29 protein-coding genes are annotated in these 22,380 nt (G+C 63.4%); 12 read left to right on the top strand and 17 right to left on the bottom strand.

Annotated elements, in window-relative coordinates:
• Positions 1–47 precede the first annotated feature (47 nt).
• The gene (locus O1Y97_RS10960) at positions 48–1,193 is read right to left on the bottom strand and encodes an efflux RND transporter periplasmic adaptor subunit (RefSeq protein WP_318764013.1); all 1,146 of its coding nucleotides are present in this window, start codon (positions 1,191–1,193) and stop codon (positions 48–50) included.
• Between the two features lie 53 nt (positions 1,194–1,246).
• Entirely contained in the window at positions 1,247–1,852 is a 606-nt protein-coding gene (locus O1Y97_RS10955; RefSeq protein ID WP_318764012.1) for a TetR family transcriptional regulator, read from the bottom strand.
• A 367-nt stretch (positions 1,853–2,219) separates the two neighbouring features.
• Between O1Y97_RS10955 and O1Y97_RS10950 the strand changes: the two genes are divergently transcribed.
• Both O1Y97_RS10950 and O1Y97_RS10945 read left to right on the top strand, forming a co-directional pair.
• On the top strand, positions 2,220–2,864 hold the full coding sequence (locus O1Y97_RS10950; protein WP_318764011.1) for a DUF1326 domain-containing protein: 645 nt from the start codon (positions 2,220–2,222) through the stop codon (positions 2,862–2,864).
• Positions 2,861–3,679 (top strand): DUF2182 domain-containing protein, encoded by an 819-nt coding sequence (locus O1Y97_RS10945; RefSeq protein WP_318764010.1) that lies wholly within the window; start codon positions 2,861–2,863, stop codon positions 3,677–3,679. Before O1Y97_RS10950 ends, O1Y97_RS10945 begins: the two co-directional genes overlap by 4 nt.
• Here the strand turns inward: O1Y97_RS10945 and O1Y97_RS10940 are convergent.
• From O1Y97_RS10940 to O1Y97_RS10915, 6 genes are all read right to left on the bottom strand, one after another.
• Entirely contained in the window at positions 3,676–4,203 is a 528-nt protein-coding gene (locus O1Y97_RS10940; protein WP_183259915.1) for a GNAT family N-acetyltransferase, read from the bottom strand. The two genes, O1Y97_RS10945 and O1Y97_RS10940, sit on opposite strands and share 4 nt — an antisense overlap.
• A gap of 6 nt (positions 4,204–4,209) precedes the next feature.
• Positions 4,210–4,782: a helix-turn-helix domain-containing protein gene (locus O1Y97_RS10935; RefSeq protein WP_183259913.1), complete on the bottom strand. Its 573-nt coding sequence runs from the start codon at positions 4,780–4,782 to the stop codon at positions 4,210–4,212.
• Positions 4,783–4,886: 104 nt separating this feature from the next.
• Positions 4,887–5,492, bottom strand: coding sequence for a class I SAM-dependent methyltransferase (locus O1Y97_RS10930; RefSeq protein WP_318764009.1), 606 nt, complete (start codon positions 5,490–5,492; stop codon positions 4,887–4,889).
• A gap of 198 nt (positions 5,493–5,690) precedes the next feature.
• Positions 5,691–5,984, bottom strand: coding sequence for a GYD domain-containing protein (locus O1Y97_RS10925; protein WP_108607337.1), 294 nt, complete (start codon positions 5,982–5,984; stop codon positions 5,691–5,693).
• Between the two features lie 165 nt (positions 5,985–6,149).
• Positions 6,150–6,722 carry an S-(hydroxymethyl)glutathione synthase gene (gene gfa, locus O1Y97_RS10920; protein ID WP_183259908.1) on the bottom strand — a complete coding sequence of 191 codons (573 nt, stop codon included), beginning with the start codon at positions 6,720–6,722 and terminating at the stop codon, positions 6,150–6,152.
• Between the two features lie 263 nt (positions 6,723–6,985).
• A complete protein-coding gene (locus O1Y97_RS10915; protein WP_318764008.1) occupies positions 6,986–7,729 on the bottom strand; it encodes an outer membrane protein in 744 nt (247 codons plus the stop codon).
• Positions 7,730–8,141: 412 nt separating this feature from the next.
• Here O1Y97_RS10915 and O1Y97_RS10910 point away from each other — a divergent pair, with 412 nt between their 5' ends.
• Positions 8,142–8,510 (top strand): hypothetical protein, encoded by a 369-nt coding sequence (locus O1Y97_RS10910; RefSeq protein ID WP_318764007.1) that lies wholly within the window; start codon positions 8,142–8,144, stop codon positions 8,508–8,510.
• Positions 8,511–8,562: 52 nt separating this feature from the next.
• Here O1Y97_RS10910 and O1Y97_RS10905 read toward each other — a convergent pair whose 3' ends face one another.
• A complete protein-coding gene (locus O1Y97_RS10905) occupies positions 8,563–9,006 on the bottom strand; it encodes a Kazal-type serine protease inhibitor family protein (RefSeq protein WP_318764006.1) in 444 nt (147 codons plus the stop codon).
• A 434-nt stretch (positions 9,007–9,440) separates the two neighbouring features.
• Between O1Y97_RS10905 and O1Y97_RS10900 the strand changes: the two genes are divergently transcribed.
• From O1Y97_RS10900 to O1Y97_RS10885, 4 genes are all read left to right on the top strand, one after another.
• Positions 9,441–9,653, top strand: coding sequence for a cold-shock protein (locus tag O1Y97_RS10900; RefSeq protein WP_006202520.1), 213 nt, complete (start codon positions 9,441–9,443; stop codon positions 9,651–9,653).
• Positions 9,654–9,860: 207 nt separating this feature from the next.
• Positions 9,861–10,271, top strand: coding sequence for a hypothetical protein (locus O1Y97_RS10895; protein ID WP_318764005.1), 411 nt, complete (start codon positions 9,861–9,863; stop codon positions 10,269–10,271).
• Positions 10,272–10,452: 181 nt separating this feature from the next.
• The gene (locus tag O1Y97_RS10890) at positions 10,453–10,665 is read left to right on the top strand and encodes a cold-shock protein (RefSeq protein WP_018428999.1); all 213 of its coding nucleotides are present in this window, start codon (positions 10,453–10,455) and stop codon (positions 10,663–10,665) included.
• A 205-nt stretch (positions 10,666–10,870) separates the two neighbouring features.
• Positions 10,871–11,299 (top strand): BA14K family protein, encoded by a 429-nt coding sequence (locus O1Y97_RS10885; RefSeq protein ID WP_108607332.1) that lies wholly within the window; start codon positions 10,871–10,873, stop codon positions 11,297–11,299.
• A 135-nt stretch (positions 11,300–11,434) separates the two neighbouring features.
• Here the strand turns inward: O1Y97_RS10885 and O1Y97_RS10880 are convergent, their stop codons facing one another.
• The 3 genes from O1Y97_RS10880 to O1Y97_RS10870 all read right to left on the bottom strand — a co-directional run bounded on the left by O1Y97_RS10880 (position 11,435) and on the right by O1Y97_RS10870 (position 13,648).
• A complete protein-coding gene (locus O1Y97_RS10880) occupies positions 11,435–12,076 on the bottom strand; it encodes an MBL fold metallo-hydrolase (RefSeq protein ID WP_318764004.1) in 642 nt (213 codons plus the stop codon).
• A 236-nt stretch (positions 12,077–12,312) separates the two neighbouring features.
• Complete coding sequence (locus tag O1Y97_RS10875) at positions 12,313–12,609, bottom strand: hypothetical protein (RefSeq protein ID WP_318764192.1); 297 nt, start codon at positions 12,607–12,609, stop codon at positions 12,313–12,315.
• Positions 12,610–12,754: 145 nt separating this feature from the next.
• Positions 12,755–13,648 carry a branched-chain amino acid aminotransferase gene (locus tag O1Y97_RS10870; RefSeq protein ID WP_318764003.1) on the bottom strand — a complete coding sequence of 298 codons (894 nt, stop codon included), beginning with the start codon at positions 13,646–13,648 and terminating at the stop codon, positions 12,755–12,757.
• Between the two features lie 239 nt (positions 13,649–13,887).
• Between O1Y97_RS10870 and O1Y97_RS10865 the strand changes: the two genes are divergently transcribed.
• The 4 genes from O1Y97_RS10865 (at position 13,888) to O1Y97_RS10850 (ending at position 17,324) form a co-directional block, all read left to right on the top strand.
• Positions 13,888–14,418, top strand: a complete 531-nt coding sequence (locus tag O1Y97_RS10865; RefSeq protein WP_055970444.1) for a MarR family winged helix-turn-helix transcriptional regulator — start codon at positions 13,888–13,890, stop codon at positions 14,416–14,418.
• Positions 14,408–15,127, top strand: coding sequence for a response regulator (locus tag O1Y97_RS10860; protein WP_108607328.1), 720 nt, complete (start codon positions 14,408–14,410; stop codon positions 15,125–15,127). Before O1Y97_RS10865 ends, O1Y97_RS10860 begins: the two co-directional genes overlap by 11 nt.
• Positions 15,128–15,256: 129 nt before the next feature.
• Positions 15,257–15,496 (top strand): hypothetical protein, encoded by a 240-nt coding sequence (locus O1Y97_RS10855; RefSeq protein ID WP_108607327.1) that lies wholly within the window; start codon positions 15,257–15,259, stop codon positions 15,494–15,496.
• 415 nt (positions 15,497–15,911) lie between these two features.
• Positions 15,912–17,324, top strand: coding sequence for an ATP-binding protein (locus O1Y97_RS10850; RefSeq protein ID WP_108607326.1), 1,413 nt, complete (start codon positions 15,912–15,914; stop codon positions 17,322–17,324).
• Positions 17,325–17,331: 7 nt separating this feature from the next.
• Here the strand turns inward: O1Y97_RS10850 and O1Y97_RS10845 are convergent, their stop codons facing one another.
• From O1Y97_RS10845 to O1Y97_RS10835, 3 genes are all read right to left on the bottom strand, one after another.
• Positions 17,332–17,988, bottom strand: coding sequence for a methionine ABC transporter permease (locus O1Y97_RS10845; protein WP_318764002.1), 657 nt, complete (start codon positions 17,986–17,988; stop codon positions 17,332–17,334).
• The gene (locus O1Y97_RS10840; RefSeq protein WP_318764001.1) at positions 17,969–19,054 is read right to left on the bottom strand and encodes a methionine ABC transporter ATP-binding protein; all 1,086 of its coding nucleotides are present in this window, start codon (positions 19,052–19,054) and stop codon (positions 17,969–17,971) included. The genes O1Y97_RS10845 and O1Y97_RS10840 overlap by 20 nt, the downstream gene beginning before the upstream one ends.
• A 67-nt stretch (positions 19,055–19,121) precedes the next feature.
• Positions 19,122–19,970, bottom strand: coding sequence for a MetQ/NlpA family ABC transporter substrate-binding protein (locus O1Y97_RS10835; protein ID WP_318764000.1), 849 nt, complete (start codon positions 19,968–19,970; stop codon positions 19,122–19,124).
• A 300-nt stretch (positions 19,971–20,270) separates the two neighbouring features.
• Between O1Y97_RS10835 and O1Y97_RS10830 the strand changes: the two genes are divergently transcribed.
• The gene (locus O1Y97_RS10830) at positions 20,271–21,275 is read left to right on the top strand and encodes a glycosyltransferase family 4 protein (RefSeq protein WP_318763999.1); all 1,005 of its coding nucleotides are present in this window, start codon (positions 20,271–20,273) and stop codon (positions 21,273–21,275) included.
• 151 nt (positions 21,276–21,426) lie between these two features.
• On the opposite strand, the gene O1Y97_RS10825 is transcribed toward O1Y97_RS10830, so the two are convergent.
• On the bottom strand, positions 21,427–21,786 hold the full coding sequence (locus tag O1Y97_RS10825) for a tRNA-binding protein (protein WP_318763998.1): 360 nt from the start codon (positions 21,784–21,786) through the stop codon (positions 21,427–21,429).
• A 9-nt stretch (positions 21,787–21,795) separates the two neighbouring features.
• Positions 21,796–22,296, bottom strand: a complete 501-nt coding sequence (locus O1Y97_RS10820; RefSeq protein ID WP_055970456.1) for a type III secretion system chaperone family protein — start codon at positions 22,294–22,296, stop codon at positions 21,796–21,798.
• Positions 22,297–22,380: the final 84 nt, after the last annotated feature.

Here is a 22,380-nt window from a genome sequence, read left to right as displayed (position 1 = left end):
AATGGCGTTGGCGGCGGCCCCATCGGCCGCCGCAGCGGGCACTGTTCTTAGCGAATTGCCGCGGTGGCTTCGTTCGCCGCCGCGCGCTGTTCTGGCGTCGGCAGCTTGACCTTCAGGTTTTCGGTCATGAACTGCGTGCCGGCTGCCACCACGATGTCGCCCGGCTTCAAGCCTTCGGCCACCTGCACGCCGTCGGCGGCGAAGCTGGCCACCTTGATGCCACGCGCATGCACGGTTTCCCGGTCGTTGTTGACCACCCAGACGATCTCCTTGCCGTCCTGCTTGGCCAGTGCGCTGAGCGGGATCGACACGACCGCCTTGCCGCTCTGGACTGACGCCTCGATGGTGGCGCTCATGCCGAGCAGGACACGGCTGTCGTCAGGCAGGCTGACCCGCACCGAGAAGGTCCGCGACTGCGGATCGGCACTGCCGGCGACCTCGCGCACCTTGCCGTCGAGCACGAGATTGTCGTCCGACCAGAAGCTCACCTTGACCGGCTTGCCGGGCTGGAACTGGGCGATCTCCAGTTCGGGGACGGCGATCTGCACTTCCTTGTCGCCATCTACCGCGACCGCGACGACCGGCGTCCCGGCGCCAACCACCTGGCCGGTATCGGCGCTGACGGAGGTGACGATGCCGCTCTGGTCGGCACGAAGATCGGCATAGCCGACCTGGTTCCTGGCCTGGCGCAGCGACGAAAGGGCCGCGTCGCGCTGCGACGATGCCTGCTTGTAGGCAAGTGCCGCCTGCTCGCGCTGCGCCTCGGAGGCGAATTTCTTGGCAAACAGCTGATCGGCGCGTTCATCGGCCAGGCGGGCGGTCTCGACCTGCTTTTCGGCAGCCTGGAGGCTCGCCTCGGCGCTGCTCTCGCCAAGTTGGTAGTCGGTCGGATCGATGCGAGCGAGAAGGTCGCCCGGCTTTACCTTGTCGCCGATATTGACCACCCGTTCGGTGATCTTGCCGGCGACGCGGAAGCCGAGGTTCATCTCGGTCCGCGCCTTTACGGCACCGGAATAGTCGAGTTCGCGTGTCGCATCCGTGCTGGCGATCTCCACCACCTTGACCGGGCGAATGGCCTCGACGGTCTCGGTCTTGGCTTCAGAGCAGGCGGAAAGGCCAACGCCAAGCAGCGACACCAAAGCCAGGCTGGCCAGAGGACGCAGGTTCGCATTGAAGGTCTTGAACGAAATCATCGTTCGCACTCCTGGTTGTCTGTTTATCTGGATGCCGGCCCGTCGGCCGCTTGTTACTTCAGCGCCCTCAGGGCGTATTCCGTAAGTTCCTCGAAGGTCGCGCGGTTCTGTTTGTTGACGCACTGCGACACCATCTGCGGGTGGCACAGTGTCGCCGTTGCAGCACCGAAGCAGCGCGCGGCAATCTGCGGATCCTGCTTGGAGAACTCGCCGGTGGCGATGCCCTGCGCGATGACTTCCGCAATCAGGTCGTGCAGCCGGTCAATGTGCTTTTCAATGACGTGCCAGTCGCGCTCCAGCGCGACGACGACCATCTCATGCACCTTTTCCTGGTCGAGCATGGTCTCGACGGTCAGGTTGTGCTGGGCATAGATGAAGCGGCGCAAACGATCGCTGGCGCTGCCTTCAGTACGCAGGATTTCGCAGGCCATCTGGTAGACCGCACCGAGCATACGGCCGCAGATCGCCTGGTGGATTTCGACCTTGGAGGCGAAGAACCGGTAGATATTGGCCGGCGACATGCCGAGGTCGCGGGCAATGTCGGCCACATTGGTCTTGGTGTAGCCGTAGTGCCTGAACAGCCGCTCGGCGGAATCGAGGATGCGCCCGACCGTCTCCTGTCGCGCCAGATCCACGGGGCTTTCAGCAACGTCGTTCATGTTCAGGTCGCTCGATTTTACGACTGACGAATTTCTAATTTCGTCAGTCGTAAAACTTTATTCGTCTGCCGTCAATCCGCTGCACTGCAAAAACTGACATAAGCTGCCATCTGGCAGGAACCCGGGAGCCCGTTGCGCCCGCGCACTGGCATTCGAGCTTCGTTGTATGGCGATGCAGTCCTTGGGCGTCACACCGGGAAATTGGCGAGACGGCAATCGCTCCTTAGGCCGGTTATGGAGACCGCCTTTTTCTGCTACACTACGTGGCTTCTGGGGACGGTGCCGAACGTTCCGGCGTGGCTATTCCAGCTACCTGGGACGAACCCGCAAACGACTTGCCGAGACTTGCAAACGCAAGGAGGTGAAGATGTCGGCCGTCAAATGGACCATTAGAGGACGTGAATTCCTGCACTGCAACTGCGCCTATGGCTGCCCCTGCCAGTTCAATGCGCTCCCCACCCAAGGCCACTGCCGCGCCATCGGCGCGATCGATATCGAGCAGGGTCATCATGGCACCACCAAGCTCGACGGGTTGCGCATTGCCATGATCGTGGCCTGGCCAGGCGCGATCCATCACGGCCACGGCCAGGTTGTTGCGATCGTCGACGAACGGGCGACGCCGGAGCAACGGGAAGCGCTGCTCAGGATCATGACGGGTGAGGACACCGAACCCGGCGCGACATTCTTCCAGGTCTTTTCGACGACCTTCGAGAAGGTCCACGACCCGGTCTTTGCCAAGATCGACATTCAGGTCGACATCGACGGGCGCACCGCGCGTGTGAACATTCCCGGCGTCATGGAGGCTCGCGGCGAGCCGATCCTGAACCCGGTGACATCAGAGGCCCATCGGGCACGCATCAACCTTCCCAACGGCTTCGAATACACCGTCGCCGAAGTCGGCCGTGGCTGGGTCAAGACGTCAGGCGCGATCGAGCTCGACCTCAAGGATTCCCATGCGCATTTCGCCCGGATGCACATGACTGAAAGCGGGGTTGTCCGCCCGACTCAATGAGCGCCACTCGCCTCGAACTCCTGTTGAAGCGAGATCGGGCGGTCGTCCTGGCCGCCGTCGTGGCCATTGCAGCGCTGGCATGGGCCTATGTGGCCTGGCTCGCTGCGAACATGGGGGCAGCGGCGCCTTCAGGCACTGACATGCCCGGGATGGACATGCCTGGAATGGACATGGGCGGCACGCTCGCCCCTGCCCTGCGGGGCTGGAGCGTCGGCGACTTCGCCTTCATGTTCGCCATGTGGGCAATCATGATGATCGGCATGATGTTGCCCTCCGTGGCGCCCATGCTGCTTGTCTATGCCGGCGTGGGGCGCCAGGCCGGCTCACAGGGCAAGCCCTTCGCCGCGACCGCTTGGTTCGCCGCCGGCTACCTGCTTGCCTGGGTTGCCTTCTCCATGATTGCCACATCGGCTCAATGGATACTGGAAAGCGTCCTGCTGCTGACGCCGATGACGGGCCTCGGCACAAGGATTGGCGGCGTCGTGCTCATCGCGGCCGGCATCTACCAGTGCACACCGCTCAAGGACGTCTGCCTGTCGACCTGCCAGAGCCCGATGCAGTTCATCATGCGCCATGGCGGCTTCCGCTCCGATCCCCGCGGCGCGATCAATCTCGGGGTCGAGCACGGCACCTATTGCATCGGATGCTGTTGGGCACTGATGGCGATCCTGTTCGTCGTCGGCATCATGAACCTGCTCTGGGTCGCGGCAATCGCCGCTTTCATCCTGCTGGAAAAAATCATCGTTCCTGGCCGCCTGCTGTCGCGCGCGGCAGGCACCGTGCTGATCGGCGCCGGCGTCTGGATGCTGCTCTAGAGCGTCTTGTACATGATCGTCGTCGGATCGAGACGATCCCCGCCCATCGGATCGCGGGCGAAACCTGGGATGACGCCGACAGTCCGGTAGCCCAGCGCTGTATAGAGCGGTTCGGCATTGTCGCCGGTACGCGTGTCCAGCGTCATCAGGCTGCGTCCCAATTCCCGCGCCCGCACCTCGAGTTCTTTCATCAGCAGTTGCGCGATGCCCTGGCGACGGAAGCCGGGATGCACCATCAGCTTGTTGACGTCGGCACGGTGCGGCTGGTTGGGCATGGTATCGCAGCCGAGCTGGACGGTGCCGGCGATCCTGTCGTCCTTGCTTGCCACCAGCATGATCCGCGTGCCGTCGCGCACCCCGGGCAGCACCTTGCCTGTCCAGAACCCCTCGGCCTCGGCATGCGCATAGGGCAACACGAAGCCGATGCTTGCGCCGTCATGCACACAGGCGTGCAGGAGTGCGCCCAAGGCGCCGAGGTGGCTTTCGATGTCGTCGGCGGAAAAGGTCGTGATGACGACGGTCATGATGCCTCACACGATAAACAAGAGATACTTCGCGCCCATCTCTTCAGGCGTGGCAAAGGCGCTCGGCCCGAACAGCTGGTAGCGCAGGCAGTCGCCGGCACCGAGTTCGTGCGTCCTGCCGTCAACCGTCACGGCCAGCCGCCCGGTGACAAGAAGCAGATGGTGCTCGAGGCCCGGCCGTGGCGGCGCGTCGTAGCTTATCCTCACGTCCGCATCGAGCTCACACTCCAACGCCTCCCCGGCCAGCGTCTGCGCCGGCGGCGAGATCGAACGTCGACGAAAACCGATTTCGGGGTCCGACCAGGTGGCCTGCACGTCGCGGCGCACGACCGGCGCGAACTCGCCTTCGACCATGTGCATCAGCCGCGACATTGTCAGCCCATAGGCGGCGCACAGCTTGCCGAGCACGCTGGCGGTCGGGCTGACCTCGGCGTTTTCCAGCCGCGACAGCGTTGCCCGGCTGACACCGCTGCGCTTGGCCAGTTCATCCAGCGACCAGCCGCGCTCGGCGCGCAGCGACCGCAGCCGCTGGGCGATACGCCGGTCGATGCCGGTTTCATCGAGGAGTGAACTTTCCATATATGAGAAATATTCTCACAACAGGGATGAAGTCAAGATAGCGCTCACATCGCGTCGTTCGTCATCCACTGCGCTCGTCTTCCGGAATGAAGGGCGAAGGGCCTTTACCCGAACGAAAACACAGCGCTCGGCTTCAACGCCACCGCACTGCCTGTACCGACATCGGCCACCGCATGTTCGGCGACCAGCCTCAGCCGCGTATGCGGCAGGTGCGCGCGACCGGGGTCGCCGACAAGCACGTCGATGCCTTGGACCACGCATCGGTCGAGGAAGGCGGTGACGCGGCTTGCAAGATCGGCGGCGTAAAAAAGATCGCCGACCAGGATCAGGTCGACATCCGGCGCCGCGCCACCGGTCAGGTCGGCGGCCGCCGTGCTGACATGCACATCGTTGAACTCGGCATTGAGGCGGATCGCAGCGACGCCGTTGCGGTCTGTCTCGGCCGCCAGCACCGACCGTGCCCCGGCTTTCGCCGCGGCGATGCCGACCAGTCCCGAGCCGGCGCCCAGGTCGAGCACGCGCCGTCCCCGCACCGTCTCCGGCCGGTCGAGGATGTGACGGGCAAGCACCAGCCCGCCGGCCCACTGATAGGCCCAGTAGGGCGGCAACGGATCCTCGTCCGCGTCCGCCGCGAGTCGCCACAGCCCGCTTGCCGGATGGGCGCTGTAGAGCCGGATCTCGGGCACCGACGGCACTGATGCAATGCGCATGTTGGCCCGGATGAATTCCGCCGGATCCGGATGCATCTCGTGTGTTGAGTTTTGACGATTCAAAGTCCGTTCCCACGCCGCGCGCTTGACTGCTGCGCACAATGGCCGACTTCGCGCCCAGCGCAAGCCCGCCTCTGGCGTCGATCGGGACAGAAGCCCGGCAAGCACCGGGGCTCCCGTCCCGCATGGGGAACGAAATCAAGCCATCTTGGCTATGATCTGGCGCATCTCTCCAGCGTCGAACGCCTTGAGTGTCTGGGCTCTGACATTGCCGAGTTCCGATATCGACAGGCTAAGCGCTGTCGCGGTCAAGTCATCGGGCGCCTCGGCAATGCTGATCACGTCGTATTTGCCGAGCGTCCACAACAGCGTGTGCACCTTGGCTCCACCCTTTTCCGCCATCGCCCTGAATGCGTCGGCCCGCTTCGTCGTGTCCCGTACGCTGCGAGCCCCTTGGTCAGTAAAGTTCACCAGGAAAACGTAATATGCCATTTCGACCTCCCTCGATTGCGGAGGCGTGCGGGCGCATCAGGCGTTGCCGCCGTTTCTCCCGTCCGCACGATAGCACGGATCGTCTGGCGATCATGTAGACGGAAGGGCGGCCCGGCATAGGCTTTACGAGCTAAGGCCGGCCCTTCCCCCTTTGCTGCGGCTGGGTCAGCCCTTCAGCACACCCGACTTCTTCGCCACCCAGGTGGCGATGTAGTCCATCAGCGCCGGCGACAGGCAATCATAGGGCTCGAGACCGAGTTCCTTCAGCCGGGCACGCACGCCGTCCATTTCGGAGGGATCGACCCCGGCCTCGATGATCGACGAGACGAAGGCAGCAAAGCCCGGTTCGGCCCAGCCTGCTTCCTGGAAGCGCTCGGGATGGATGAAGTCGAGGCCCTTGAAGGCATGGTCGCGCTCGACCGGGCCGTACATGTGCACGCCGCAGCCCTTGCAGGCGTGGCGCAGGATCAGTGCGCTCGGGTCGACCACGGCGAGCTTGTCGCCGTTTTCCAGCACGGTGACGTTTTCATGGGCCGTGACGGCCACCACCGAAAACCTGGCGCCGTCGGGCTTCCAGCACTTGGTGCAGCCGCAGGCGTGGTTGTGGGCAACCTGTCCCTTGATCGCCACCTTCACCGGGCGGTCGGCGCAGGCGCAGACCAGCGTGCCGCCGCTGAAGCTGGCGCTGCCCGGTTTGACGCCGCCATCGAGTGCTGGATGTATCGATACTGAAGCCATGACCTGTTCCTCCCAGTTGTGGCGTCCGCCCGGACGCCGTCAAACGCTATGCGGCAGAACTCTATTCGGCTGGTCCCATACGATACATGTCGCGGAGGCTTTTGTGCATATCCGCCGTTCCGATCCGGTCGGACAGTTGTGGCATGAAACGGGCCTTCGCCCGAACCTGCCGGCACGGCGCCGATTGCTTGGTCTTGCGCATGTCCAGACAAGCAAAAACCCCGCCAGTAACGGCGGGGCTTGGGTTCGTTCTGATGGAACGATTAGAACCGGTAGTTCAAGCCGAGTTTAACAGCGCTGAACTGCATGTCGAAATTGCGGTTGTTGACCGGATTTCCCGGGAAGTTCGCATCGACGAGCATGACCCTGTTCTTGCCGAGATCGGTATACAGGTACTCGCCCTTCAGCGACCACTTGTCCGTAAGTGCATATTCGGCACCAGCCCCAACCGTCCAGCCGACTGCGATATCCGACTTGGATGTTTCAAACTTGGTAGCGCAACCGGTGGGCGGAAGGGGAGCCCCAACAACGCGAGCCCGGTCACAGCCAAGCATGTGATCGACATTGGCCCAGGCCAGGCCGCCCGTGACAAAAGGCAGGAAGCGGCCGGCGGAATAGCCGAGGCGCGCGCGGAGCGTACCGAGGGCGGTTATTTCATCCTCGGTGTAGTAGCCGTTGTACACGCTGATCGTCCGGCCGTCGAAGGCGCCGCTCACATTGCCCAGCGAAACGTCAGCTTCGACGCCGAGAACGACATTGTTCGAGAACTGGTGATTGTAGCCGGCCTGGATACCGCCGAATCCGCCGTCGATGTCCTGCTCCGTGGCATTCGGATTGTTGACGTCGAGGACGGTACCCCAGCCATAACCGGCATGAACGCCGACATATCCGCCAGTCCAGTTTACCGAAAGATCAGCGGCATCATGTGCAACTGTATCCGCCGCATATGCCGCAGAGCTAAACAACAATGAAACGGCTAGCGCCGCACCAGCCTTCACGAAAAACATTATATGCAATCCCTATTCAATGGATATGCATACGCAGATAGCAAGATTCCATCATGAATGCTATACTAGAAATTACGTATTCTTTATTTACTTGAGTTTACTTTCGATAAACTTTTCCAGCGCGCAAGACCCCGGAATTACACGATCGCAGGACACTTGCCCCCACCCGCCACCTGTCATTGCGCCGTCGTCGAGAACATGAAAGGGGCCAGCAGTCGCCTGGCGCAGGATCTCCTCGAAGCACTCCAGCGTTTCGCGGCGCAAGTTGCGCGACCGGCCAACGGAAATAGCCGCAGCAAGAAAGCGGTAACCCTGCCAAGGCGAAATGGCTTCACGGCCACCGCAAGCCATTGAAGTTGGCTGCGCGCAGCGCAATCTGCTGGCTGGTTGTGCCACCCCTAGGAGAAGCCGGATGAAATTCCTGGCCGTTTCGCTCGCCACTTTGTTGGCAGCAGCGATCTTGCCTGCCTCTGCCGCGCCGCCTTCGACGCCGTTCCAGCCGGCGATCGTTGGCCTCGTCGTCAAAGTCGGCGGCTGCCACGAAGACGTGCGCGACTCGTATATCCCCGAGATCGGCCGGCGCGCGTCGCACTACCACGAGCAGGACAGTTGCCGGCCGGTGCTGGTCGGCGGCCGGCAGCAACCCGCGCGCCGATCAGCGGACTGCCACCGCGATGTGCGTACGCACCGCGTCGATGGCATCGTCTTGCGCCATCGCCATGTCGGCGACGATTGCCGCGTGCGCGAAGTCAGGCGAGCAAACGACTTTTCGCCGAACTGATCCTAATGGGACCAGCCTCCCGGCGCCGACAGCCGGGAGGCTGGCCGCTGTTCTAGCAGGGGCCGTTGTCGACGACGCGGAAGCCGGCGGAATCAGCCTCGCAGGCATTGGGGAACGTACGCAAGGAACCGCCGCGCTGGCCGCAGACCGGCCGGTATTCCCTGGTGCAGAATTGCTGGTTGCCGCCCCCGCCGCCATTCCAGCCCCCACCGTTCCAGCCGCCGTCGCCGCCACCGCCACGGCACTCGCCGCCGCGGATGATACGGTAGCCGGCGGCCTCCGCCATGCAGGAGTTTGCGAAGGTCTGGCGGTCGTTTCCACGCCGCGCGCAGACCGGATCATATTCGCGCGTGCAGAACTGGGGTCCGGGGTCCGGACGCGGCGGCCGCGGGCCGGGCCCAGGCCCCTCCTCCACCACCACGCAGGATGCGAGCATCAGCGACAGCAACGAGGCGACCGTTGCTCTTTGCACAAAGGTCTTTGCCGAAAACACCATGGAATTAGCTCCCTCTTGTTCCCGCTTCAGCGGGAACTGTCTCAGCCCCTGCCCCGATCCTCGCGATTCTGTCAACGAAAGCAATCCGTCAAGGGCGAACTGCCCCATCAGACGCGGCAATCTGGCCAATGGCTGTTTTCAGAATGTCGTATATTGATGCGACGCTGCGAAGTGCCATCGCCATTGGCCGCGACATCTTGCAACCTAAGCGTTTCCATGCAATATCACATCCAGTTCGGGCGTTTGCTGACCCGGAGACTGGAACGTTTTGCACGACCCTTTCCCCGATACTGTGAATCTCTGACGACCCCGTGACTCGGCGGGGGGTTTTTATCGTGCGCGAATGCATGACCGCCAAGCAAAACCACCGACTTGCCGCCGACGCCAGGCGGCTGGCAGGTCCAGACCACTGAACGGGTGAAGGAGTTCTCCCAATGGCCCAGACCGGTACCGTAAAATTCTTCAACGCAACCAAAGGCTTCGGCTTTATTACGCCGGATGGCGGCGCCAAGGACGTTTTCGTCCACATCTCCGCTATCGAGGCTTCCGGCCTGCGCACGCTCGTCGATGGCCAGAAGGTCACCTTCGACGTCGAGCCTGACCGCATGGGCAAGGGTCCCAAGGCGGTCAACCTCCGCGCGGCTTAAGCCAAGCAAGGTTGCAGTTGTGATTGAAGGGCGCGATGGGCAACCGTCGCGCCCTTTCCTTTTCGTCCATACAATTCCGAATATCACTCGGCCAATCAAGGAGATAGCAGCGCCTGCGCGGCTCGCCACGGTCTGGCGAGGCCGTGACAATCATGGCATATTCCTGCGCCGGGAGCTGAAACCGCCCCGCCCTGGAGGAGGCCGACGATGAAATTCCTGAATGCTCTGAGCGCGGCGCTGCTTGTTGCAGGCCTGGGCTACGGCGGCCCCGCTGCGGCCATGCCGACAAGTGACATGCCGCAAGCCGGCCCCGGCCTGCTGGTCCAGGTCCGTGGCTGCCACGGCGATCCCCAGCGCCACTTCGTTCCGCAATTCGGCCGTACCGAATGGCATGTCCACCGGCGGCCCGACTGCCGGCCGGTCCGGGTCCGCCCGCCGATCCAGGCGCGCGACTGCCACCGCGATGTTCGCCGGCACTTCCTGCCGCGCTACGGCAACGTGCCCCACCGCCATATCGGCCCCAACTGCCGCGTACGGGTCTACAGCAGGTTCGATCCGCACCGCCCACGGCCACCTTCCTGCATCCAGATCGGGCCGATCCGCTACTGCGAATACTGAGCCGGGAAACGTCGCCCAGGCACCGCTGAAAGCCGTGCTTTTGCGGGCCAGGCGCCGCTTTCGGGCGGCGCCGGAGAGCAAAACTTTTGCTTGCCGATGGCCCAAAAATGAACGACAAATTTCCACTTCGGGCATTTGCCGGCCCGAAGAACTGGAATTGATGGGATCAGAGGAGTTTCCCATGCCGCAGACCGGCACCGTCAAGTTCTTCAATCATGCCAAAGGCTTCGGCTTCATCACGCCGGACGACGGGGCGAAGGATGTCTTCGTCCACATCTCGGCTGTGCAGGCGTCAGGCCTTCCCGGTCTTGAGGATGGGCAGAAGGTTTCTTTCGACACCGAGCCGGACAAGCGCGGCAAGGGCCCGAAGGCAGTCAATCTGACCGTAGGCTGAGAGCCCGCGATCCGGGCCGGGCTTGAGCACCGGCCACATTTGCGCAGCAGTGCCTGACGCCGCGCCGCATGGCGTCTGTCGGCTTCGATCGGCTCGAATGTTTGCCGAAAGTCTGTTCAGGCTGCGTTCAGCCTCGGTCCCCTAGACATGTTGTCGACGCTCATTTCCTGCCTCGATACGGGCCGGACGGCGAAGGAGACCCGACATGAACCGCACCATCAAGACCCTAGTCCTTTCGGCAGCCGTTGCCGCCACCACGCTCGCCACCCTGCCGGTGGCCGAGGCCGGTGAGCGTTGGCGCCGCCACAACCGCCACGACAACACCGGTGCGATCGTCGCTGCCGGCGCGCTTGGCCTGATCGCCGGTGCGGTCATCGCCGGCAATGGCAACCGTTCGCAGCCGGTCTACGACGACTATTACGATTACGAGCCGCAGCCGCGCCGCGTCTATCGCGAGGACTATTACCGCCCTGCCCCGGTGCAGCGCCGCGTGGTCTACCGCAACAGCTACGCAATCGAGCCGTGGAGCCCGGAATGGTACAGCTACTGCTCGGACCGCTACCGCAGCTTCAAGCCGCGCAGCGGCACCTTCACCGGCTATGACGGGCTGGAGCATTTCTGCACCGCCAACTGACGTTCACGGGCTTCGTCGAACGGCCTTCCCTGCACGGCCGTTCGAAAGCAGCCCGACGCGACGACAATAACAAACGGCGCCAGCCTTGCGGTTGGCGCCGTTTTCATTTCCGTGCCAGTCGGGACACCAGCGGTCTCAGACGAGGTAGGGATTGCTCCGGCGCTCGTCACCGAAACGGCTGCCGGGGCCGTGACCGCAGATGAAGCCGATCTCGTCGCCGAGCGGCAAGAGCTTCTCCTTGATCGAGCGGATCAGCGTCGCATGGTCGCCGCCATAAAGGTCCGTGCGGCCGACCGAGCCCTGGAACAGCACGTCGCCGACATGGGCGAACTTTGCTTCGCGATTGTAGTAGACGACGTGGCCGGGCGCGTGGCCGGGGCAGTGCAGCACCTCGAAGACATGGCTGCCGAACGAGACCGTCTCGCCTTCGGTCAGGAACCGGTCGGGCACGCAATTGCGCACCGAGCCGCCCATGCCGAATTTCTGCGCCTGCGTGGCGAGGTTGTCGAGCAGCGGCTTGTCGGCTTCGTGCGGCCCGATGATGTCGACGCCAAGCGCTTCCTTGAGCTCCATCGCCCCGCCGGCATGGTCGATATGGCCGTGCGTCAGCCAGATGGCCGTAATGTTGATGCCGTTATCCTTGAGCACCGAAAGGATGGTGTCGACATCCCCGCCCGGGTCAACGACGACGCCGGTCTTGTCTTCGGTGTCGAAGAGGATCGTGCAATTCTGCTGGAAGGGCGTGACCGGCACGATCCCGGCATTGAGCTGTCCCATGGCTGTCCTTTCTGATCTTTGCCCCGACATAGTGCATGCCCCCGAAAATCGGAATGGATTTTCGGAAAGGATCATGCACCAATTCAATATTTACAGCGTCCTTTGCGCGTCCAATTGGATGCGCGGCGCTGTAGGGTCAGTCGCGACATTCGTCCACAGCGATCAGCTTGGCAGCCTCTGTCAAAAATGAAATGGGCGGCCGCAGCCGCCCAATCCGAATTCCGTCTGAAACGCTTTTACTTCTTCATCGCGCCCATGACGGCGCCAACGATCGCCGTCAGGATGGCGCCGCCGCCTGCGCCGCCGACCACGTCGCCAAGGATGCCGCTGAGCGCGCCGGCGGTTGCCGGATCAGCAGCGCCGCCAAGGAGACTGCCGAGGATCTGGCCGCCTGCAATACCACCGACGCCGCCTGCGATCAGCTTCGTCACCTGCCCCATCGCAGCTGTCTTGATCGCCGCGCCGACGGCCTGTCCACCGATTACGCCGGTTACAATCTGTATGATGATCGGAAGAAGCGATTCCACAACAATTCCCTCCAAATTGCATGCCGGCCCTCAGTCTGCCGACGTCAACATGAGACGCTGAAATCGGCGAATGTCAAATGCGCCACGAGGCAAGCAAAAGGGGCGGTCCGAAAACCGCCCCCTTGCAATCCTTAGCTATTGTATTTGCTGGCTATTCCGCAGCAATGGCATGCTTGGGCTGAACCGCTGCCGAATAGTCGTTCATCAGCGTCCTGGCGATTTCGCCGACCTCGAATCGGTACTGGCCGATCTCCGAAACCGGCGTCACTTCGGCTGCCGTGCCGGACAGGAAGCACTGCTCGAAGCCTGCCAGTTCTTCCGGCATGATGGCGCGTTCGATCACCTCGATGCCGCGATCCTTGGCAAGCCCGATCACCGTGCGGCGGGTGATGCCGTCGAGGAAGCAATCCGGCGTCGGCGTATGGACCTTGCCATCCTTGACGAAGAAGATGTTGGCGCCGGTCGCCTCGGCGACCTGGCCGCGCCAGTCGAGCATCATCGCATCGGCATAACCCTTGGCCTCGGCCGCATGCTTGGACAGCGTGCAGATCATGTAGAGGCCGGCCGCCTTCGACTTCGAAGGTGCTGTGCGCGGGTCGGGACGGCGCCATTCGGCGATGTCGAGGCGGATGCCCTTGAGCTTCTGCGCCGGGTCGAAATAGCTCGGCCACTGCCAGATGGCGACGGCGACGTTGATGCGGTTCTTGTGGGCGGCGACGCCCATTTCCTCGCTGCCGCGCCAGGCGATCGGGCGCACATAGGCGTCCTTGAAGCCCTGCTTCTTCAGCAGCTCGCGGCAGGCATCGTCGATCACGTCCACCGAATAGGGAATGGTGAAGCCAAGGAGCCGGGCCGATTCATGCAGGCGCTCGGTGTGCTCCGTCAGCTTGAAGATCTCGCCGCCATAGGCGCGTTCGCCTTCGAACACCGCGCTTGCATAGTGCAGGCCATGGGTTAGTACGTGAATCTTGGCGTCGGCCCATTGGACGAACTCGCCGTTCATCCAGATGAATCCATCGAGTTGGTCGAAAGGAACGGATGCCATGGTAAACCTTCCCGCAGGCGGGAGCCTGCCTATCGTTTCGTATCGTTCTTAATGGCCCGTAAGGGGCCTGCTGGATAAAGCGTAGGCGGGCTAGAATACCAAAGCAAACTCACGATGTTTCGGAAAAAACCACCGTACCTTGCCTTTTCATTCGCAATCCGCCGAAAAGCTTGGCAAAAATTACCATCGCACCTAATTTATGTCAACAGTGCTGACATAAATTGACGAGCAGGAACTCTATGGCACAACGCAGCGGCGCAGCCGCCCAACCGATCCGAACCGCAGTGACGGCCGACGACGGCATCGACTTCTCGATCATCGAGTTGCTTTACTTCGCCTATCGCGATTTCACTTCGGACCCGGATCAGATACTTGCCGAGTACGGTTTCGGTCGTGCGCACCACCGCGTGCTGCACTTCGTCAACCGCATGCCGGGCCTGACCGTCGCCGAGTTGCTCGACGTGCTGAAGATCACCAAGCAGAGCCTTGCGCGCGTGCTCAAGCAGCTGATCGATGCGGGCTATATCGTCCAGGTCCAGGGTCCGCGCGACCGCCGTCAGCGCGAGCTTTATCCCACGCCGAAAGGCCGGACGCTGACCCTGGCGCTGGCGCGGCCACAGTCACGCCGCATCGATGCGGCACTGGAGGGCGCGGGAGAGACCGAACGCGCCTGGATCGAACGATTCCTCAAGGCGATGGTCAATCCCGAATTAAGGGCGCAGATTGACCATCTGCCCGGAAACACGCCGGGGAAAGACCATGGAGAATAACGACAAGACGGCCAATCCGGCCACGCTGGGCGACGATGCTCCGCACCTGCTCGTGGTCGACGACGACACGCGCATCCGAAACCTGCTCAAGCAATACCTGACCGAGAACGGCTTTCGCGTGACGGTCGCCGGCAATGCCGACGAGGCACGCCGCAAGCTGGCGGGCCTCGACTTCGACCTTCTCATCCTCGACGTGATGATGCCGGGCGAGACCGGTGTCGAACTGACCAGATCGCTGCGCGACCAAAAGGACGTGCCGATCCTGATGCTGACCGCACTTTCCGAGACCGACAGCCGCATCACCGGCCTGGAGGCCGGCGCCGACGACTACCTGCCCAAGCCATTCGACCCGCGCGAGCTGATCCTCAGGATCAACAACATCCTGCGCCGCGGCGGGCCGGCAACGACGCCTAAGGTCGAGCAGCTGGTGTTCGGCCCCTACACCTTCCAGATCGCGCGCCGCGAACTCAAGCGTGGCGGCGAAGCCCTCAAGCTGACCGACCGCGAACAGGAAATCCTTGCCATCTTTGCCGCGCGCGCCGGCGAGACCATCCCCCGCCACGAGCTGGTGACCGGCGATTCCGAAGTCGGCGAGCGCACCATCGACGTCCAGATCAATCGCCTGCGGCGCAAGATCGAGCGCGACCCGGCCAACCCCGTCTGGCTGCAGACGGTGCGCGGCATCGGCTATCGGCTGAGCGTGGAATAACGGTCTCCAGCCTGCGCAGCGAACCTTCCGAGCATCGGCCGGTTGTTGAATCCGGCCCCTCCATTGTAGTATCGCGCGCGCCGGCGGTAGAACTGCCGCATTCCGCGGCCCGGCATGGGAGAAACAGCCATGTTACGCGCAATTACGCTTGCATTTGCCCTGTCAGTCTTTCCAGCAACCGCTTTCGCCAATTCCTGCCCAAGCATCATGGCTGCGATCGACGCGGCGCTGCCCGCTTCGACCCTCGCGGAGGCAGACATGACAAAGGTCAAGGAGTTGCGCACCAAGGGCGAGCAACTGCATGCCGCCGGAGATCACGCCGGATCGGAGGCTGCGCTCAACGAAGCCAAGACGTTGCTCGGCATCTAAGCGACCCGCTTCGTCGTCCTCGTTCATCCTCCAGGCGTCGCTGCAATGGCGACGCCTGGCCCGGATTTGCCTTGCGCGGCTCGGCTTGCGAAGCCCTCGGCCAAGCCGCCTGCACCGGCTGCAACCCGCGGTGCCGCGCCCGCTTGGGCGCGGGCCGGGGCGCGCCTTGATCATCTCCACGCAAGTGACCCGACATAGTGTCGGCGCAGTTCCCGTCAATCGTCTTTCGACGACGACGAACGGCCTGACATTTGGAAACTCAAGAAAAATCCCTATGTTTTCAGCACGGGACAACGCAACGTTTGACAACGTAAGCTGTTGAACTTCAAAGACAGTTTCAGAACTGTCGAGCGTGCACTAGGATTAACGCAGGCCGAGCGGGGCGAAGTCCGGCTGGCGGCGAACGGAAGGGCGGATGGCAACCACCGACATGGAAGGGCCCGGCGGAGGCGGTATCGGCACACGTGCATGGCGTGCGCTGACGGCCGTGCCGAGAAGCTGGAACCGCTTCTGGCGGCGGGTTGCGCTCTACATGCCAAAGCGGCTCTACGCCCGCTCCCTGCTCATCGTCATCACCCCGATGATCCTCTTGCAGTCGGTCGTCGCCTTCGTCTTCATGGAGCGCCACTGGCAGACGGTGACGGTGCGCCTGTCGCAAGCGGTGACCCGCGACATTGCCGGCATCATCGACCTGCTCGACACCTTCCCGCAGCCGGAGAACTACGCCCAGATCATCCGCATCGCCCAGGAGCGCATGCTGCTGAAGATCGACCTGCTGCCGCCCGAACCCCTGCCCCCGCCCGGCCCCAAACCGTTCTTCTCCATTCTCGACCAGGCGCTCTCCACCGAAATCCGCAGGCAGATCAACAAGCCGTTCTGGCTCGATACGGTCGGCAACTCGAACGTCGTCGAAGTGCGCGTCCAGCTCGACGACAAGGTGCTGCGCATCTTCGTCCGCCGCAGCCAGGCCTACGCCTCGAACACCCACATCTTCCTGTTGTGGATGGTCGGCACCTCGCTGGTGCTGCTGACCATTGCCATCCCCTTCCTGCGCAACCAGATCCGCCCGATCCTGCAGCTGACTGAGGCGGCGGAGAGCTTCGGCAAGGGGCGGCCGATGCCTGCGAATTTCCGTCCGCGCGGTGCCGAGGAAGTGCGCCGCGCCGGCTTTGCCTTCATCCAGATGCGCGAGCGCATCGAGCGCCAGATCGACCAGCGTACGGCGATGCTGACCGGTGTCAGCCACGACCTGCGCACTATCCTGACCCGCTTCAAGCTGCAGCTTGCGCTGTCGGGCAACAAGATCGATCGCGAGGCTCTGAGCCAGGACATCGACGACATGCAGTCGATGCTCGAGGCCTATCTCGCCTTCGCCCGCGGCGAGGCGGCCGAGGATCCGGGGCGCTTCGACCTCACCAGTTATCTCGACAAGCTTGGCGAGGAAGCCAAGCTGCGCAAGCGCAAGCTCAAGGTCACGCTGGTCGGCGAGCCCGAAGTGCATGTCCGCCCCAACGCCTTCGCCCGCCTGCTGCAGAACGTCGTCGGCAACGCATTCCGTTATGCCAAGGAAGTCGAGGTCAAGGCCGTCCATGACCGCGGCATGCTGGTGGTCATGGTTGACGACAACGGCCCCGGCATCCCGGAAGAGAAGCGCGAAGAGGTGTTCAAGCCGTTCTATCGCCTCGATGAGGCGCGCAACCTCGATTCGACCGGCACCGGGCTCGGGCTGGCGGTCGCCCGCGACATCGCCCGCAGCCATGGCGGCGACATCAAGTTGAGCGACAGCCCGCTTGGCGGCCTGCGCGCCATGATCCGCGTGCCGGCCTGACCGGGCTTCAGCCGCGCCGGTCGAGCCGCGTCACCAGCCTGTCGCCGACCCATTGGATGCCGCAGACGAGCACGATGAGCACGATCACCACTGCAACCATCACCGCCGTCTCGAAACGCTGGTAGCCGTAGCGGATGGCGAGGTCGCCGAGACCGCCGGCACCGATCGCGCCGGCCATGGCCGAGGCGCCGACCAACGTCACCAAAGTGACGGTGAAGCCGGCGACGATGCCCGGCAGCGCTTCCGGCACCAGCACCTCGCGGATGATCGCCCAGCCGCCGCCGCCCATGGCGCGCACGGCCTCGATCAGGCCCCGGTCGACCTCGCGCAACGACACTTCGGCGATGCGCGCATAGTAGGGCGTCGCGGCAATCGCCTGCGGCACGATCGCCGCCCAGGTGCCGATCGAGGTGCCGACGATAAGCCGCGTCAGCGGAATCAGCGCGACGAGCAGGATGATGAAGGGCACCGAACGGAAGCCGTTGACGATGCCGCCGAGGATACGGTTCAGCCACAGTTGCTCGGCGATGCCACCGCGATCGGTGGCGACAAGCGCCAGGCCGAGCGGCAGGCCGAAGACCAGCGAGATCAGGCCCGATGCCGCCGTCATCAGCACCGTTTCCCAAAGCGAGCGCAGGAGAAGTTCAAACATCATCGGTGACATGGCCAAGCACCTCGACCCGGGCGCCCCGGGCATTGAGAAAATCGACGACTTCGGCGAGACGGCCGGCCGGTGTCGCGGCACCGAGGAAAAGCGTTCCGACCGGCTCGCCCTGGATGTGGTCGATGCCGCCATGGACAAGGCGGTAGCGGCCGGGAACGGCCGCGGCGAGTTCCTGCAACAGCGGACGCCGCGCCGCCTCTCCTGCAATGTCGATGCGCAGGATCGCCTCGCGCCCTGAACGCGCCAAGCGTCCGGCGATCGCTGCGGGCAGTTGCGGCCGGATGCCCCCGAGCAGGCTGCGCGTCACCTCCGACTGCGGGTCGGCAAAGACGGACCACACCGGCCCCTCCTCGATGATGCGGCCGGCATCGAGAACGGCGATGCGGTCGGCAATGGTGCGGATCACGTCCATTTCGTGAGTGATCAGCAGGATCGTCAGACCGAGCTTTTGGTTGATGTCCTTGAGCAGCGAAAGGATCGAGCGCGTCGTCTCGGGATCGAGCGCCGACGTCGCCTCGTCGGAGAGCAGCAGCGCCGGACGCGCGGCAAGCGCGCGCGCGATGCCGACGCGCTGCTTCTGCCCGCCGGACAGCGACGCCGGATAGGCCTTGGCCTTGTCGGCGAGGCCGACGAGGTCGAGCAATTCGGCGGCACGGGCGAGCCGCTCGGCCTTCGACCTGCCCTCGATTTTCAGCGGCAGGGCGACATTGTCCTCGACGGTTTTCGCCGACAAGAGGTTGAAGTGCTGGAAAATCATGCCGATGCGACGGCGCAGCGGCTGCAGATCGCGCTCGCTCAACCCGGTGATCTCGCGCCCCTCGACCAAGATCTGCCCGGCGTCGGGACGCTCCAGCCCGTTGAGGCAGCGGATCAGTGTCGACTTGCCAGCGCCGCTACGGCCGATGATGCCGAGGATCTCGCCCTTGCGCACCGTCAGCGACACGCCGTCGACCGCCGGCGTCCGGCCGAACCGACGCTTGAGGTCGACAATGCGCACGACATCACCGGCGGGCGCAACATCGCCAGGCGGCAACGTCGCGCCGGCGGAACTGAAATGCTGGTTCATGAAATCCCCCGCAAAGCGGAAGGCGGCCCGCCATGAGCGAGCCGCCTGTTATCGATGACCGGTTGGCTCAGTAGGCGGCGACGCCGGTGCCCTTGTAGACGCGGTCGAACTCGGCCTTGACCGTCTCGTTCTGGTAGGCGGCAACAAGCTTCTTGACCCAGCCCTCGTTCTCGTTGCCGGTCTTGACCGCGATGAAGTTGCGGTACGGATTGTCGGCCACGGGTTCCTGGGCAATGCGGTTGTCGGCGCTCAGTCCGCTCTTCAGCGCCCAGTCGGTGTTGACGACGGCGGCGTCGAGGCCCTCGACCGAACGGCCGACGATGCCGGCATCGAGTTCCTTGATCTCGAACTTCTTCGGATTGTCGACGACATCAGTGACGGTCGCCAGGATGCCGGTGCCGTCCTTGAGCTTGATCAGGCCGGCATCGGCCAGCACACGCAGCGCCCGGCCCTCGTTGGAAGGATCGTTGGGCACGCCAATGACCGCCGCTTCCGGCAGGTCCTCGACCTTGGCGTGCTTCTTGGAGTAGAGGCCGATCGGCCACAGCCCGGTATAGCCCACCGGGGTGATGTGGTAGCCCTGGGTCTTGATCTGGTTGTCGAGATAGGGCTGGTGCTGGAAGGCGTTGGCGTCGATCTCGCCGCGCTCCAGCGCCTCGTTCGGCTGGGTGTAGTCGTTGAAGACGACCGTCTCGACGGTCAGGCCCTGCTTGGCCGCCTCGGCCTTGACCACGCGCCAGACATCCTCGTCCTCGCCGGAGATGATGCCGACCTTGATCGCGGACTTGTCCTCGGCGAAGGCCTGGTGCGGGACGGTGAAGCTGATGACGGTAACGACGGAGGCGAAAAGGGCTGCAAAGGCCGTGCGCCGGCTGATCGCGTTGCGGTGGGAAATCGAACTGATGGTCTCGGTCATTTCGGTGTCTCGCTGAGAGCCGTTGGGAGGATGGCTCGCTCCGCGACATGCGAAGCTTGGCCATATCCTCGGCAAACGCCCCCGCTTCGACAAAGGATCGGATTTCGCGCCCAGCGCGTGGGCAGGAAAATCGTCTCAAAGAAAATGCTTGTTCGGGCAGAAGCAACCTCGTCTTCGCAACTGCGAGAAGGACGGGGCGTCATCGGCGTGTCATGCCAATCTGCTCAAAGGCGGCCGCATCGAACGGGAAGCTCGCCGATTCCTGGCTGATCGAGATACGGGCAACAGGGAAGACATCTCTTGCGCATCCTGATGGTCACCGACGCCTGGAAACCGCAGATCAACGGTGTCGTGCATACACTCGAACGGCTTGCCGAAACGCTTGGCGACTTCGGTGCCGAGGCCGATTTCCTGACCCCGAACCTCTTCCGCACGCTGCCGATGCCGACCTATCCCGATATCCGTCTCGCGCTGACCACGCCCGGCAACATCGCGCGCATCATCGAACAGCGCCGGCCCGATCATATCCACATCGTCACCGAAGGGCCGCTCGGCATGATGGCGCGACGCTATTGCCGGGCCAACGGCCGCCCCTTCACCACCAGCTACCACACGCGGTTTCCCGAATATGTCAGCGCCCGCCTGCCGCTGCCCGAAAGCTGGACCTATGGGCTGCTGCGCAGCTTCCACAATTCCGGCCAGGGCTGCATGGTGGCGACCAAGTCGCTCGCCGACGACCTCGCGTCACGCGGTTTCGAGAAACTCAGGCCGTGGACCCGCGGCGTCGACATCAACCACTTCCACCCCGACAAGAAGGTCGAGCTCGACCTGCCGCGGCCGATCTTCCTCTGCGTCGGCCGCATCGCGGTGGAAAAGAACCTGCCGGCATTCCTCGACCTCGACTTGCCCGGCTCCAAGGTGCTGGTCGGCGACGGCCCCGAGATAGAGCGGCTGAAGGCAAGATATCCCGAGGCGCATTTTCTCGGCCGGCGCCCGAGCGACGAACTGGCCGAGATCTATGCCTCGGCCGACGTCTTCGTCTTCCCGAGCCGCACCGACACGTTCGGCAACGTCATCATCGAAGCGCTTGCCAGCGGCACGCCTGTTGCCGCTTATCCAGTCACGGGCCCGATCGACATCGTCGGCGACGGTGTCGGCGGCGTGGTTTCGGAGGACTTGCAGCAAGCCGCGCTCGCCGCGCTCAAGGTCGACCGCGCCGAAGCGCGCGAACGCGCCATGCGCTACACCTGGACGGCCTGTGCCGAGATGTTCCTGGACAATGTGAAGGCGGCGTACACCGCGTAGACGGCCAGGACACGTCGACAATTCAGGTCAGGCCGAGTCGAAAATGGTGAGTTCCGAGAACCGGAACGGAGCGCACATTTGGGTACGTGAGTACCGGAAGCGCAGGAAATCGCCATTTGCAGGCCGGCATCACCCTGAATTGCGGCGTGTCCTAAAACAGGCGGCCGCCGTCGGGAACCTTGCGCTCGATGGCGCCGAGCACGACGTCGCCTTCGGCATCCGGGAAGCCGAGGGTCAGCACTTCCGACATGAACGGCCCGATCTGGCGCGGCGGGAAATTGACCACGGCAAACACCTGCCGGCCCAGAAGCGTCTCCGGCGCATAATATTTGGTGATCTGCGCCGAGGATTTCTTGATGCCGATCCCGGCGCCGAAATCGATCTTCAGCTTGAACGCCGGTTTGCGCGCCTCGGGAAACGGCTCGACCTCGACGATCGTGCCGGTGCGGATGTCGACTTTGTCGAAGTCGGCAAAGGTGATCTCGGGCTTGCGTTCGTTGTGCGAACTCATGCGGCAGTCTCAGGCGTTTCCGTGCGTCTCGAATAGGACGCTGGCCAGCGCGTCCTTGGCCGAGGTGCCCGACCAGACGACGAACTGGAACGCCTGGAAGTAGCATTCGCAGGCTTCGAGCGCCGAAGACAACAGCACCTCGACCTGCTGGCTGGTCGGTTCGACGCCGCCGGCGAGCAGCAGCGACTGGCGGAACATGATCGCGCCCTCCTGCTCCCACAGGTCGAAATGACCGAACAGCATCTGCTCGTTGATCAGCGACAGCAGCCGCAGGATTTCCAGCGTACGGCTTTCCGGCACCTTGATGTCGAAGGCGCAGGCCAAGTGCAGGGCCTCGAAGTCTTCCATCCAGGAGAAGGAAATCTGGTAGTCGGTCCAGTTGCCGACGACAGAAATCGAGATTTCGTCGTCGCCGGCACGCTCGAATGACCAGTCGTTGTTGTGAGCCACCTGCTCGATAACATCCACCGGATGGATTTCGCGCGAGAACTCGAGTTCGAGAAGTTCCATAAATGCTTCCTGTCGTTCCGGGAGCGCCATCGCGCTCCGCGCAAAGGGCACACACGACGAACAAACTTATTCTTGAACTCGGAC

The sequence above is a fragment of the Aminobacter niigataensis genome, from assembly GCF_946995915.1.
In the GTDB taxonomy this organism is placed as follows: domain Bacteria; phylum Pseudomonadota; class Alphaproteobacteria; order Rhizobiales; family Rhizobiaceae; genus Aminobacter; species Aminobacter niigataensis.
Note: the sequence above shows the minus strand (reverse complement) of the source record. Positions and strands in the feature narration are given on the sequence as shown.

Excerpts from the sequence above, each read along its gene's own strand:
- O1Y97_RS10890 (WP_018428999.1), top strand. The coding sequence starts at position 10,453 with ATGCCGCAGACCGGCACCGTCAAGTTCTTCAATCATGCCAAAGGCTTC.
- O1Y97_RS10900 (WP_006202520.1), top strand. The coding sequence starts at position 9,441 with ATGGCCCAGACCGGTACCGTAAAATTCTTCAACGCAACCAAAGGCTTC.
- O1Y97_RS10895 (WP_318764005.1), top strand. The coding sequence starts at position 9,861 with ATGAAATTCCTGAATGCTCTGAGCGCGGCGCTGCTTGTTGCAGGCCTG.
- O1Y97_RS10845 (WP_318764002.1), bottom strand. The coding sequence starts at position 17,988 with ATGTCACCGATGATGTTTGAACTTCTCCTGCGCTCGCTTTGGGAAACG.
- O1Y97_RS10820 (WP_055970456.1), bottom strand. The coding sequence starts at position 22,296 with ATGGAACTTCTCGAACTCGAGTTCTCGCGCGAAATCCATCCGGTGGAT.
- O1Y97_RS10955 (WP_318764012.1), bottom strand. The coding sequence starts at position 1,852 with ATGAACGACGTTGCTGAAAGCCCCGTGGATCTGGCGCGACAGGAGACG.
- O1Y97_RS10885 (WP_108607332.1), top strand. The coding sequence starts at position 10,871 with ATGAACCGCACCATCAAGACCCTAGTCCTTTCGGCAGCCGTTGCCGCC.
- O1Y97_RS10940 (WP_183259915.1), bottom strand. The coding sequence starts at position 4,203 with ATGACCGTCGTCATCACGACCTTTTCCGCCGACGACATCGAAAGCCAC.
- gfa (WP_183259908.1), bottom strand. The coding sequence starts at position 6,722 with ATGGCTTCAGTATCGATACATCCAGCACTCGATGGCGGCGTCAAACCG.
- O1Y97_RS10905 (WP_318764006.1), bottom strand. The coding sequence starts at position 9,006 with ATGGTGTTTTCGGCAAAGACCTTTGTGCAAAGAGCAACGGTCGCCTCG.
- O1Y97_RS10825 (WP_318763998.1), bottom strand. The coding sequence starts at position 21,786 with ATGAGTTCGCACAACGAACGCAAGCCCGAGATCACCTTTGCCGACTTC.
- O1Y97_RS10860 (WP_108607328.1), top strand. The coding sequence starts at position 14,408 with ATGGAGAATAACGACAAGACGGCCAATCCGGCCACGCTGGGCGACGAT.
- O1Y97_RS10870 (WP_318764003.1), bottom strand. The coding sequence starts at position 13,648 with ATGGCATCCGTTCCTTTCGACCAACTCGATGGATTCATCTGGATGAAC.
- O1Y97_RS10915 (WP_318764008.1), bottom strand. The coding sequence starts at position 7,729 with ATGTTTTTCGTGAAGGCTGGTGCGGCGCTAGCCGTTTCATTGTTGTTT.
- O1Y97_RS10865 (WP_055970444.1), top strand. The coding sequence starts at position 13,888 with ATGGCACAACGCAGCGGCGCAGCCGCCCAACCGATCCGAACCGCAGTG.
- O1Y97_RS10835 (WP_318764000.1), bottom strand. The coding sequence starts at position 19,970 with ATGACCGAGACCATCAGTTCGATTTCCCACCGCAACGCGATCAGCCGG.
- O1Y97_RS10880 (WP_318764004.1), bottom strand. The coding sequence starts at position 12,076 with ATGGGACAGCTCAATGCCGGGATCGTGCCGGTCACGCCCTTCCAGCAG.
- O1Y97_RS10950 (WP_318764011.1), top strand. The coding sequence starts at position 2,220 with ATGTCGGCCGTCAAATGGACCATTAGAGGACGTGAATTCCTGCACTGC.
- O1Y97_RS10925 (WP_108607337.1), bottom strand. The coding sequence starts at position 5,984 with ATGGCATATTACGTTTTCCTGGTGAACTTTACTGACCAAGGGGCTCGC.
- O1Y97_RS10910 (WP_318764007.1), top strand. The coding sequence starts at position 8,142 with ATGAAATTCCTGGCCGTTTCGCTCGCCACTTTGTTGGCAGCAGCGATC.
- O1Y97_RS10850 (WP_108607326.1), top strand. The coding sequence starts at position 15,912 with ATGGCAACCACCGACATGGAAGGGCCCGGCGGAGGCGGTATCGGCACA.
- O1Y97_RS10840 (WP_318764001.1), bottom strand. The coding sequence starts at position 19,054 with ATGAACCAGCATTTCAGTTCCGCCGGCGCGACGTTGCCGCCTGGCGAT.
- O1Y97_RS10945 (WP_318764010.1), top strand. The coding sequence starts at position 2,861 with ATGAGCGCCACTCGCCTCGAACTCCTGTTGAAGCGAGATCGGGCGGTC.
- O1Y97_RS10930 (WP_318764009.1), bottom strand. The coding sequence starts at position 5,492 with ATGCGCATTGCATCAGTGCCGTCGGTGCCCGAGATCCGGCTCTACAGC.
- O1Y97_RS10855 (WP_108607327.1), top strand. The coding sequence starts at position 15,257 with ATGTTACGCGCAATTACGCTTGCATTTGCCCTGTCAGTCTTTCCAGCA.
- O1Y97_RS10935 (WP_183259913.1), bottom strand. The coding sequence starts at position 4,782 with ATGGAAAGTTCACTCCTCGATGAAACCGGCATCGACCGGCGTATCGCC.
- O1Y97_RS10960 (WP_318764013.1), bottom strand. The coding sequence starts at position 1,193 with ATGATTTCGTTCAAGACCTTCAATGCGAACCTGCGTCCTCTGGCCAGC.